This is a genomic window from Streptomyces sp. NPDC111656, assembly GCF_055656965.1.
In genome coordinates this window covers 503,355-514,719 of the sequence record NZ_JBVKCA010000004.1, presented here as the reverse complement: position 1 = coordinate 514,719, position 11,365 = coordinate 503,355, and the positions used below count along the sequence as shown (strand labels likewise).

Annotated in this window: 10 protein-coding genes and 1 pseudogene; 4 read left to right on the top strand and 7 right to left on the bottom strand. The window is 71.3% G+C overall.

Going from position 1 to position 11,365, the window contains the following annotated elements; translation table 11 throughout:
- Window positions 1-190: 190 nt before the first annotated feature.
- Window positions 191-757, bottom strand: a complete 567-nt coding sequence (locus tag ACZ7M3_RS15705) for a hypothetical protein (protein WP_452967225.1) — start codon at window positions 755-757, stop codon at window positions 191-193.
- Window positions 758-913: 156 nt separating this feature from the next.
- On the opposite strand from ACZ7M3_RS15705, the gene ACZ7M3_RS15700 reads away from it, so the two are divergent.
- On the top strand, window positions 914-1,207 hold the full coding sequence (locus ACZ7M3_RS15700; protein WP_472063731.1) for a hypothetical protein: 294 nt from the start codon (window positions 914-916) through the stop codon (window positions 1,205-1,207).
- A gap of 36 nt (window positions 1,208-1,243) precedes the next feature.
- Here the strand turns inward: ACZ7M3_RS15700 and ACZ7M3_RS15695 are convergent, their stop codons facing one another.
- Genes ACZ7M3_RS15695 through ACZ7M3_RS15685 form a run of 3 tightly spaced genes read right to left on the bottom strand, consistent with a single transcriptional unit; the run spans window position 1,244 to window position 4,601 of the window.
- Window positions 1,244-2,320: a prenyltransferase/squalene oxidase repeat-containing protein gene (locus tag ACZ7M3_RS15695; RefSeq protein ID WP_472063729.1), complete on the bottom strand. Its 1,077-nt coding sequence runs from the start codon at window positions 2,318-2,320 to the stop codon at window positions 1,244-1,246.
- Window positions 2,317-3,063 carry a class I SAM-dependent methyltransferase gene (locus ACZ7M3_RS15690; RefSeq protein ID WP_472063727.1) on the bottom strand — a complete coding sequence of 249 codons (747 nt, stop codon included), beginning with the start codon at window positions 3,061-3,063 and terminating at the stop codon, window positions 2,317-2,319. The genes ACZ7M3_RS15695 and ACZ7M3_RS15690 overlap by 4 nt, the downstream gene beginning before the upstream one ends.
- Window positions 3,057-4,601 (bottom strand): glycosyltransferase family 4 protein, encoded by a 1,545-nt coding sequence (locus ACZ7M3_RS15685; RefSeq protein ID WP_472063725.1) that lies wholly within the window; start codon window positions 4,599-4,601, stop codon window positions 3,057-3,059. Before ACZ7M3_RS15685 ends, ACZ7M3_RS15690 begins: the two co-directional genes overlap by 7 nt.
- A gap of 250 nt (window positions 4,602-4,851) precedes the next feature.
- Here ACZ7M3_RS15685 and ACZ7M3_RS15680 point away from each other — a divergent pair, with 250 nt between their 5' ends.
- On the top strand, window positions 4,852-5,496 hold the full coding sequence (locus ACZ7M3_RS15680; RefSeq protein ID WP_351697482.1) for a TetR family transcriptional regulator: 645 nt from the start codon (window positions 4,852-4,854) through the stop codon (window positions 5,494-5,496).
- A gap of 295 nt (window positions 5,497-5,791) precedes the next feature.
- Here ACZ7M3_RS15680 and ACZ7M3_RS15675 read toward each other — a convergent pair whose 3' ends face one another.
- Window positions 5,792-6,025 (bottom strand): ferredoxin, encoded by a 234-nt coding sequence (locus ACZ7M3_RS15675; protein WP_054230941.1) that lies wholly within the window; start codon window positions 6,023-6,025, stop codon window positions 5,792-5,794.
- 2 nt (window positions 6,026-6,027) lie between these two features.
- The gene (locus ACZ7M3_RS15670) at window positions 6,028-7,485 is read right to left on the bottom strand and encodes an aldehyde dehydrogenase (protein ID WP_472063723.1); all 1,458 of its coding nucleotides are present in this window, start codon (window positions 7,483-7,485) and stop codon (window positions 6,028-6,030) included.
- 166 nt (window positions 7,486-7,651) lie between these two features.
- Between ACZ7M3_RS15670 and ACZ7M3_RS15665 the strand changes: the two genes are divergently transcribed.
- Together ACZ7M3_RS15665 and ACZ7M3_RS15660 are read left to right on the top strand one after the other, a co-directional pair.
- The gene (locus ACZ7M3_RS15665; protein ID WP_472063721.1) at window positions 7,652-8,689 is read left to right on the top strand and encodes an MBL fold metallo-hydrolase; all 1,038 of its coding nucleotides are present in this window, start codon (window positions 7,652-7,654) and stop codon (window positions 8,687-8,689) included.
- Window positions 8,690-8,725: 36 nt separating this feature from the next.
- A pseudogene (locus ACZ7M3_RS15660) lies at window positions 8,726-8,929 on the top strand (nuclear transport factor 2 family protein); the annotation flags it as partial.
- 91 nt (window positions 8,930-9,020) lie between these two features.
- Here ACZ7M3_RS15660 and ACZ7M3_RS15655 read toward each other — a convergent pair.
- On the bottom strand, window positions 9,021-11,114 hold the full coding sequence (locus ACZ7M3_RS15655) for an ATP-binding protein (RefSeq protein ID WP_472063719.1): 2,094 nt from the start codon (window positions 11,112-11,114) through the stop codon (window positions 9,021-9,023).
- Window positions 11,115-11,365 lie beyond the last annotated feature (251 nt).

Genomic DNA, 11,365 nt, shown 5'->3' with positions numbered 1-11,365 from the left:
CCTCTCCCCCGGAGGGAAGGATCGTCAGGCACGATGTCGAACAGCAGCCCGCGGAAGCCTCAACTCCAGCTGAAGCGCGGGCAAAGGACGACCATCTCCCCACTCCACTGCCGACTTGGGCGTGAATGGGCTGTCCGGTGCGGCAGCGGTGCCGCACCGGACAGGTCGGGGCTCACAGGACGGGCGGAGCTCAGCCGCCGGACAGCTGCGAGGTCGACGGCACCTTGTCGGTGACCGGGGCGCCCGCGCTCTTGCCCGCGTCCTTCACCTTGTTGATGATGTCGTCGAAGGCGCCCGCGGTCGCGTCCGTCGAGTCGCCCTTGCGGAGCTTGGACGGCAGGTTCTTGAGGGAGTCGATGCCGGCGCTGAGCGGGGCGAGAGCCTTGGAGAGAGTGGGGTCGCCCTCGGCGTTCCTCTTCGCGGCCTTGAGCCGGTTGTACGCGAACGTGCCGGCCAGGGCCGCCTTGATCAGGGCGGTCCTGCGGCCCTTGGCGCCCTTCTTGAACTTGCCGGCCTTCCAGGGCTTCACGATCCACTGGTACGTGGCTCCGGCGGCCAGGCCCGCGTTCGCCACGAAGCGGGTCTTGGAGAGCTTCTGTTTCTCCACGGTGCTGCTGCTGGACGGGGTGGCGGCCGCCACGACGGCGGCGGCGTTGCCCTTGGTGGCGCTGCTGCCACTGCCGCAGGCCGTGGCGCCGGCGAGCAGGGCGCAACAGACGGTGAGCGCCACGACGAGGCGCCGTATCGGTACGGGCACGGGGTCCTCCGGGGAAGGGAACGGTTCTCCCGGGTTCCGGGAGACACGGCTCTTCCAGCAGGCTCACCCGAACACGGCCGCCCCGCCACTCGAGCGAGGCGTTCGGGTTCCGTCCCCCACGGGTTTCATCCACGGATACGCGGCAACCCGGAGGTCATGTCCCCTCGATATCGCAACGGTTCCAACCAAGCGGGCACGGTCATCGCGATCGTCGCCGACGTGATGGCCGTCATCCTCGGCCTGTGGATCCTGATGTACCTCCTGGACGCGAACCGGGCCAACGACCTGGTCCAGTTCGTCCACGACGTGGCGAGCTGGCTGGCCGGCTGGTCCAGCGACCTGTTCACCTTCGACCGGGCGTGGGCACGCGTGGTCGCGGGTTACGGCCTGGCCGCCGTCGTGTACCTCTTCGTCGGCCACGCCATCGCCAACCGCATGCACCGCCACTGAGCCGACCCCGCCGAGCCGCCGAGCCGCCGACAGGTCCTAGCAGCACTCCGCGTCGAGGCCCAGCGGCAGGCGCTCGCCGCCGAAGACCGCGCAGGTCGCCTCGTCGCCGCCGAGCGCGGCGACGGCGAGGAGCACCGAGCCGGCCGTCCAGCTGGTGAGTTCCTCGGGCCAGATCGTCCGGGCGTCGAAGACGTAGCCCGTCCAGTAGAGGCCCGTCTTCGGGTCGCGCAGGTGCTGGATGGACTGGAGGATCTCCAGGGCACGGTCGGACTCGCCCATGGCCCACAGCGCCAGGGCGAGTTCGGCCGACTCTCCGCCGGTCACCCACGGGTTGGGGACGACACAGCGGACGCCGAGCCCGGGGACCACGAACCGGTCCCAGCCCTCCGCTATCCGGGCCTTGGCCTCGGCGCCGGTCAACGCGCCGCCGAGCACCGGGTAGTACCAGTCCATCGAGTAGCGGTCCTTGTCGAGGAACCGCTCGGGGTGCCTGCGGATCGCGTGCCGCAGCGCCCCGACCGCCAACTCCCAGTCGGGCTGCGGCTCTTCACGCTGCTCGGCGATGGCGAGCGCGCAGCGCAGCGCGTGGTGGATGGACGAACTCCCGGTCAGCAGGCCGTCCTCGACCGCCGTGCCGTCCTCCTCGCGCTTCCAGCCGATCTGCCCGCCGGGCTGCTGGAGGCGCAGCACGAACTCCACGGCCGCGTAGACCGCGGGCCACATCCGGTCGAGGAAGGCGTCGTCGCCGGTGGCGAGGTAGTGGTGCCAGACGCCGACCGCGATGTAGGCGCAGAAGTTGGTCTCCCGGCCGCGGTCGGTGACGTCGTCCGCGTCCCCGTCGGCGTACGCCGCGTACCAGGAACCGTCCTGGTTCTGGTGCCGGGCCAGCCACTCGTACGCCCGCTCGGCCGCCTCGTGCTCCCCCGCCGCGTCCAGTGCCATGGCCGCCTCGGTGTGGTCCCACGGGTCGAGGTGGTGCCCACGGAACCACGGTATGGCGCCGTCGGGTCGCTGCACCCCGAGGACGGCCCGCACCGTGGCGGCGGCCTCCTCCGCGGTGAGGACCCCGGGCAGGACGAGGTGTTCCGTCCGGGGCGTGCGTGGAGTCGTCACGAAGCGTCCACCACGGCGGAGTCGAGGGGCAGGTGGGGCTTGGTCGCGTACGCCACGAAGCTCTTGCCGATCAGCGGGTTCAGCGCGTTCTCGGCGACCCGGGTGGCCAGGGGCTTCTTCATGATGTCCCAGACCAGCAGCTTGTGGTACGCCCGCACGGGCAGCGCCTTGTCGTTGTCGACGCCGAACGCGCACTTCAGCCACCAGTAGGGGCTGTGCAGGGCGTGGGCGTGATGGGTGCCGTACGGCTTGAGCCCGGCCTCCTTCATCTTGCCCAGCAGTTCGTCCGCCTTGTAGATGCGGATGTGGCCGCCCTCGACCTCGTGGTACGCGTCGGACAGGGTCCAGCACACCTTCTCCGGGCCGTAGCGCGGCACGGTGATCGCTATGCGCCCGCCCGGCTTCAGCACGCGCACCATCTCGGCGAGGACGCCCTTGTCGTCCGGGATGTGCTCCATGACCTCGGAGATGATCACGACGTCGAAGGACGCGTCGGGGAAGGGCAGCGCGAGCGCGTCGCCCTCCATCGCGGTCGCGGTGGCGCCGGTCGGGGCCTCGCCCGCCTCCTTCATCGCCGCGAACCACTTGGCGACCTCGCGGATCTCCTCGCCGTTCTGGTCCAGCGCGACGACCTGGGCGCCGCGCCGGTAGCACTCGAACGCGTGCCGGCCGGCACCGCATCCGAGGTCCAGTACGCGGTCGCCCGGGGCGAGCGGGAACCGGGAGAAGTCGACGGTCAGCACGTGGCCCTGCTTTCACGATCGGAGGTGGGGGTGACGCCCGTCGCCGGGCCGAAATCTACGGGGCCGTGGGTACCTACGGGGCCGGGGGTGGGTTCCGCCGTGGCGACGGCGGCCGGGGTCGCGACAGCCAGGGTGGCGATCCGGTCGGCCGTGGTCCCGGCGGGCACGGAACGGACGGGCGTGCGGGGCGCGACGGGGGTCCCCGCGCGGGAGCGAAGCCGAGCGTCGGAGAGGGCCATCGCCTCGCGGTAGTGGGCCACCGTGCCCTCGGCCGCGCGGGCCCAGGTGAAGCGGTCCAGGACCCGTGCGCGTCCGGCGGTGCCGAGCCGTGCCCCGAGTTCCGGGTCGCCCAGCACCCGGCTCAGCGCGGCCGCCAGCGCCCCCGAGTCGCCGGGCGGAACCGCGAGGCAGGTCTCGCCGTCGGGTCCGGCGACCTCGGGGATCGCCCCGCCGGTGGTGGCCACCAGCGGCGTCCCCGTGGCCATCGCCTCGGCGGCGGGCAGGGAGAACCCCTCGTACAGGGACGGCACGCAGGCGACCTCGGCGGACCGTACGAGGTCGACGAGTTCCGCGTCCGAGATGCCCTTGACGAACTCGACGGCGCGCTCGAGGCCGTACCGCTCTATGGCCTGGGCGACCGGCCCGTCCTCGGCCCGCTTGCCGACGACGACGAGATGCGCGCCGGGGTGCTCGGTGCGCACCTTGGCGAGCGCCTCGACGAGGTGGATGAGCCCCTTGAGGGGCACGTCCGCGCTGGACGTGGTGACGATCCGGCCCGGCACCTGCGGCACGGACGGATCGGGCGAGAAGAGGTCGGTGTCCGCGCCGATGTGCACGACGTGGACCCGGTCCCGGGCGACGCCCAGGTGGTCGACGATCTCCTGCTGCGAGCTGCCGGAGACGGTGAGCACGGACGGCAGACGACGCGCGACCCGCTTCTGCATGCGCGTGAAGGCGTACCAGCGGCGCACGGACGCGCGACGCCGGCGCCCCTCGGCGGCGTCGAGCTCCAACTGGCGGTCGACGGTGATGGGGTGGTGGATGGTGGTGACAAGCGGCGCGCCGACGTCGCCCAGCAGCCCGTACCCGAGCGTCTGGTTGTCGTGCACGACGTCGAAGTCCCCGCGCCGGGCACGCAGATGGCGGCGGGCGCGCAGGGAGAAGGTCAGGGGTTCGGGAAAGCCACCGGTCCACATCGTGCCGACCTCGACCGCGTCGATCCAGTCGCGGAACTCCTCACGCCTCGGGGTGCGAAAGGGGTCCGGCTGGCGGTACAGGTCGAGACTGGGCAGTTCCGTGAGGGTGAGGTGGTGGCTGAGCTCGGGGAGGTTCTCGTCCAGCACGGGATACGGCTGGGATCCGATGACCTCGACCCGGTGGCCCAGGCGGGCCAGTTCGCGCGAGAGGTGCCGTACGTACACGCCCTGACCGCCGCAGAACGGGTTCCCCTTGTACGTGAGGAGCGCGATGCGCAACGGTCCGTCACCGTTGGTGGCCGCGCCCGCTCCGGGGCCCGCCTCCATGGCCTCAGCGGTCACTTACGGCCCCCTTCTCCCTGCACTTTCCCGCGAGATTACGCCGGGACGCTAATCTAGAACAAGTTTCAGACTTGATCGTTCGAGGAGCACTGAATCTACCGGCAGGTAGCGTCTCTGTGAGCAGTGGATCAGGTGATCCGCGCCACGACGGAAGCGTCGGGGCGGATGACATGACGGATGTGTTCTGACCCACGGAAGTGTCTGCCATGCTGTCTCGTCGCTCCTCCAGCTGAACCACGGAACGGGACCCATGCCTGCGGAAGTCAAGGTGGAAGCCAAGTCCGCGCGACCCGCCGCGCAGCCGGCCTCTCCCCCGCTCACCGAGCGGCAGGCGGCACGCCGCCGCCGGATCCTGCACGCGAGCGCGCAGTTGGCCAGCCGGGGCGGCTTCGACGCGGTGCAGATGCGCGAGGTCGCGGAGTCCTCGCAGGTCGCCCTCGGCACGCTGTACCGCTACTTCCCCTCGAAGGTGCATCTGCTGGTCGCCACCATGCAGGACCAGTTGGAGCACATGCACGGCACCCTCCGCAAGAAGCCGCCGGCCGGGGACACGGCGGCGGAGCGGGTGGCGGAGACGCTGATGCGGGCCTTCCGCGCCCTGCAGCGCGAGCCGCACCTCGCCGACGCCATGGTCCGCGCGCTGACCTTCGCGGACCGCAGCGTGAGCCCCGAGGTCGACCAGGTGTCCCGGCAGACCACGGTGATCATCCTGGACGCGATGGGGCTGGACGACCCGAGCCCCGCCCAGCTCTCCGCGGTCCGGGTCATCGAGCACACCTGGCACTCCGCCCTGATCACCTGGCTCTCCGGCCGCGCCTCCATCGCCCAGGTCAAGATAGACATCGAGACGGTGTGCCGCCTGATCGACCTGACGGAGCCGACCGAGAAGCCCTAGGCACGGTGTCGGTGCACGAAGGCACGTGAAAACCTACGAGACGGGTTCCCTTCGCCGGCATGGTCCGGATCAGGTAGTGGAGGTCGCCTTCCGGTCCGACTACTACCTTCAGGCCTCTCAGCCCGACCGTCGACGTCGGCCCCGGCGGAAGTTGCTGCCTCTCGCCAAAGTCGGCTACTCCGGTTGAACTCCCTCACTCGCCTCGTAGGCCACTACCAGCATAGAACGCCTACAGCGGAATGAAACCACCCAAAGAGGGACTTTTTTCGAGATCGCGTCGAGATCGCACCCGACCTCAGTCCTCCGGTGGAAACACCGGCTCCCCGCTGCCCAGCAGCGTGATCATGATGGCCTCCACCGGACAGCTCTCCGCCGCCTCCAGGATCTTCTCGTTGGCGTCGGTCTCCGCCTCGGCCGGATGCGACTGCATGGCGGTGTCGAGCCGGAAGGCCTCCGGGGCGCGGTGGACGCACTGGGCGGAGCCGATGCAGACGGAGCGGTCGACCTCGACCCCCCAGCGGTCGCCCATCCTCAGGCCTCCCAGCCGGCCGGCAGGTGGATCATCTTGTGCTCAAGGAACTCGCCGTACCCCTCGGGCCCGAACTCCCGTCCCAGCCCCGAGTTCTTGTAGCCGCCGAAGGGGCCGAGCATGTCGAGGCTGAAGGTGTTCACCGAGTAGGTGCCGGTACGGACCTGCCGCGCGACGTCGATGCCGTGCGCGACGTCCGCCGTCCAGACGCTGCCGCTCAGCCCGTAGTCGGAGTCGTTGGCGATCTTCACCGCCTCGTCCTCGTCGCCGTACGGGAGGAGGCAGATCACCGGCCCGAAGATCTCCTCCCGGGCGATCCGCATGGAGTTGTCGACGTCTCCGAAGAGGGTCGGCTCGACGTACCAGCCCCGGTCGAGTCCGTGCGGACGGCCACCGCCCGTGAGGATCTTGGCGCCTTCCTCCTGGCCGATGCGGATGTAGTCGAGGTTGCGCTGCTGCTGGCGCCTTGCGACCAGCGGGCCGACCTGGGTGGCCGGGTCCAGCGGGTCCCCGACCACCAGCGCGCCCGCCGCCGCGGCGAAGGCGTCCGCGAACTCGTCGTAGCGCGAGCGCGGCAGCAGGATCCGGGTCTGCGCGACGCACGCCTGCCCGTTGTTCATCCAGGCCGCCGAGACGATTCCGGGGACGGCGGTGGCGAGGTCCGCGTCCGGCAGGACCACCGCCGCCGACTTCCCGCCCAGCTCCAGCGTCACGCGGGTGAGATTGCGTGAGGCCACCTCCATCACGCGCCGGCCCGCCGCGACCGATCCGGTGAAGGAGACCTTGTCGATGCCGGGGTGTCCGACCAGGTACTCGCTGACCTCGCGGTCGGCGGGCAGGATCGACAGAACGCCCTCCGGCAGCCCGGCCTCCTTCGCGATCTCACCCAGCAGATAGGCGTCCAGCGGCGATTCGGGCGACGGCTTCAGTACGACCGTGCAGCCGGTCAGCAGCGCGGGCGCGAGCTTGGCGGCCGCCACGAACTGCGGCACGTTCCACGGCACCACGGCCGCGACCACGCCCACCGGCTCGCGCCGCACGAGGATCCGCCCGAGGACGCCGTCGCGTGTCTCCTCGTACGTGAAGTTCCGCGCGACCGTGAGCGCCGCGTCCCACACCATCATCGCGCCGAGGGCCTGCGCGAGGACGCTCCAGGAGTACGGGGAGCCGTTCTCGGAGGAGATGACCCGGGCGATCTCCTCGTGCCGTACCGCGATCCCGTCCTTGATCCGGGTGACGACCTCGATCCGCTCGTCGAGGCTCATCCGGGGCCAGGGTCCTTCGTCGAACGCCCGGCGCGCGACGGCGACCGCCCGGTCCACGTCCTCGGTCGACGCGTGCGGGACGCGCCCGATGACCTCCTCGCTGTGCGGCGAGATCACCTCGATGACGTCCTTGCCCAGGGGGTCCGTCAACTCCCCGCCTATGAACAGCTGTCCGTGCTCCACGAGCTCGGTCATGACCGACCGCCTCCCTGGTTTCTGACGCTTCATCAGATAGGAGAACTGATACCAGCTCCGGTCGGCGGAGTCCACGGGCCGGACCCATGACAGAACGGTTGGTTCGAGCACCCAATGGAATCGGTTCTAGTTATAGTGGCGAGAACACGGCGATTGGTGGGGATCCATGACGCAGGTGACCGATCACGGCGGGGGCGTACGGTCGATCAGGGTCCCCATCCCGGACAACCCTCTCGGCACGACGCTGGTCCATCTCGTCGACACCGACCTGGGCCCCGTGCTGATCGACACCGGCTGGGACGACCCGGCCTCCTGGGACGCCCTCGCCGCCGGGCTCACCGCCTGCGGCGTCTCCGTCGCCGAGGTGCACGGCGTGGTCATCACCCACCACCACCCCGACCACCACGGTCTGTCGGGCAAGGTGCGGGAGGCCTCCGGGGCGTGGATCGCGATGCACGCGCTGGACACCGCGATCGTGCGGCGGACCCGGGAGAACCGGCCCGACCGCTGGTTCTCCTACATGGCGGACAAGCTGGCGTCCTCCGGCGCCCCCGAGGAGCACGTGGCCCGGCTGCACGCGGCCCGCACGGCCCGGCTCTCCACCGGCCTGCCCGCCTTCGCCCCCGCGCTCCCCGACCGTGAGATCGTGCCCGGCGAGCTCCTCGACCTGGCGGGCCGCCGCCTGCGCGCGATCTGGACCCCGGGCCACACGCCCGGCCACGTCTGCCTCCACCTGGAGGAGACCCACCCGGCCGCCCTCCCCGGCAACGGCCGCCTCTTCTCCGGCGACCACCTGCTCCCGAGGATCACCCCGCACATCGGCCTCTACGAGGATCCCGACGACGCCACCGTCGCCGATCCCCTCGGCGACTATCTGGACGCCCTGGAGCGCGTCGGCCGGCTGAACCCGGCCGAGGTGCTCCCGGCCCACCAGCACGCCTTCACCGACGCGCCCGGCCGCGTGAGGGAGTTGCTCGCACACCACGAGGACCGGCTCACCGGCCTGCTCGCCCTCCTGTCGACCCCGCTCACCTCCTGGCAGCTCGCCGAGCGCATGGAGTGGAACCGCCCGTGGGACCAGATCCCCTTCACCTCCCGCAACATCGCGGTGTCGGAGGCCGAGGCCCATGTGCGCCGCCTGGTGAAACTGGGCCGGGCGGAGGCGGTGACGGGGAGCGATCCGGTGACGTACGTGGCGTTGTAACGCGTTCGCGGGGCGCCGTAACGCGTTCGCCGGGCGCTGGAATACGTTGGAGACGGCGGCGTCTGGCGGTGGCCGGAGGGCGATCGGCTCGTCGAGGGGCGTGGGGCCCTGCGCGCGTACTTCGGTGCGCGCCCCGCGGACCGCCTCTCGCGCCGCATGATGGCGAACGTCCTGGTCACCGTGGACTCACCGACCGAGGCGCGGGCCACCTCGCACTTCACCACCTACCGGGTCGACGGCCACAGCGGCGGCATGGTCCCGGCCGGACCGCCCGTGCAGATCGGCCTCCCCCACTCTCGGCTGCTCTCGAACCGCACCCTGTTCCTGCCCGTCACCGCCCCTCCGCCGCGTAGTCGAGCCCCTCCTCGTACGGCATCCCGAAACCCTCCTCGTACGCCGTGCGGTAGGCGCTGTCGCCGATCGCGGCACGGATGCGCAGTTCGTGGGAACGGCGGGTGGCGAGGAGGTCGGGCGAGTCCATCTGGGCCCGGCCGGTGAGTTCCCAGACGCGTTGGCCGATGCCGAGGAGGCGGGCGGCGCGCAGGCCGTCGCCGGCCGCGACGACCGCGGCGGCCAAGACGTCCAGTGCCATGGCCGCGCCGACGGTGTTGTGCAGCAGGCCGTGGCCGGCCAGCGCGGTGCGGGCGTTGCCGACGGCCGCGTGGACGTCACCGCGGGCCAGGTCCGTCTGCGCCACGATCACGTCGGCGAAGGCGGCCGCCCACGACTCCCCGCACGCCGCGCTGGCCTCGCGCGCCTCTTCTGCCACCGCGCGCGACCGGCCGTACTCGCCCCTCAGCAGGTACGCGAAGGAGAGCACCACCCGGACGTGGAGCTGGGCGCCCCCGAACCCGTCCTCCCTGATGGGCAGTCGAGGCATGGCGGACAGCACGTCGATCGCCTCGGCCAGCCGCCCGCTCAGGGCCAACTGGCTGCCCGTGAGGCACGCGGCGGCCACCACGGTCGCCGGATCGGCCCGCGCGTCCGCCGCGTCCATGCAGCGCTCCGCCCAGTTGGCCGCGGCCTCCAGATCGCCCTGGAGCAGCGCCACCGCGCCGCGTACCCACAGCGCGCGGGTCCGGTCGGGGCCGGGCCCCGGGTGGGCGGCGAGCGCGAGATCCAGGCAGTGCTGGGCGTCGCGCAGATAGCCGCAGTGCCGCCACAGGAAACCGACGTCGGTCGCCATCTCCAGGACGAAACGGCTGTCCGGTTCGGCGAGCGCGCAGTCCATCGCGGCACGGAGGTTGGCGTGTTCGGTGAGGGTGAGTTCGCACCAGGCGACCTGCCGTCCGGTGTTCCACTCGGTCCATCCCTGGCGGACCAGCCGCCGGAAGTGGTCGCGGTGGCGCAGCCGTACGGCGTGTTCCTCGCCGAGGGCGCGCAGCCAGTCGGCGCCGAACTCCTGGACGGTGTCGAGGAGTCGGAAGCGGGCCGGGTCGGTGCGGTGGCGCTGCACGATGGACTGCTCGACGAGCCGGGCGAGCAGTGCGGCGATCCGCCCGGCGGGCAGCGGGCCGCCCGCGCAGACCTCCTCGGCGGCGCCCACGCAGAAGCCGCCCGCGAACACCGAGAGCCGGGCCCACAGCAGCCGCTCCAGCGGTGCGCACAGTTCGTGGCTCCAGCCGATCGCCGTGCGCAGTGTCTGATGGCGTGGCGGTCCGGCGCCGTCGCGCGGGGCGCTGAGCAGGTCGAGCCGGGACGGCAGGCGTTCGCCGAGTCGGCCGTGGAGCTGGGCCAGGGACAGTTCGAAGAGGCGGGCGGCGGCGAGTTCGAGGGCGAGCGGGATGCCGTCGAGGCGGCGGCAGACGGCCTCCACGGTGGGGCGGTTGGCGTCGTCGAGGGTGAACCCGGTGAGGGCGGCGCGGTCGGCGAACAGGGTGACCGCGTCGTCGACGACCGGCAACGGGTCCAGGGGCAGTACGAGTTCGCCGGGCAGTCCGAGCGGTTCGCGGCTGGTGACGAGGACACGCAGGCCGGGGAGGGCGGGCAGCAGGGTCTCGACGAGCGCGGCGCAGTCAGCGAGGACGTGTTCGCAGGAGTCGAGGACGAGCAACAGCCTTTTGCCGTCGGCCCATGCGGCCACCACCTCGGTGACGGGGCCGGTGGACTGGTCGGTGAGCCGCAGCGCCTCCACGACGGCGAGGCCGACCAGGCCCGCGGTGTGCAGGGGGGAGAGTTCCACCAGCCAGACGCCGTCGGGATAGGCCTCCTGGACCCGGCCCAGGGCGCGCAGGGCGAGCCGGGTCTTGCCGACTCCGCCGACGCCGACGACGCTCAGGAGCCGGTGTATGCCCACCGAGGGGTCCAACTCCGTCTCCAGCCAGCGGAGTTCCTCCCGCCGTCCGACGAAGCTGTGCGTCTCGGGCGGCAGATTGCCGGGGCCGGGGCCGGTCGGATGCGTCGGCTCGGTCGTCTTGTCGGACACGACGACCAGTCTGGACGGATCACCACCGGCTCCGGCGGCCGTCCGACAACTCGGACAGAAGAGTGTCGGCACCTCGACAGTTCCGGGCACCTTTCGACGAGATGCGATCAACTCCCTGTTGGTGAGGGTGCGGAGGTCGCTGTTCGGAGATCGTCGGGTGATGGGCACGAGAGAGCAGGGGCAGCGAGATCGCCGAGAACTCCAAGAACACCAAGGCCATCAAGAAGACCAAGAACACCAAGAACAGCGGG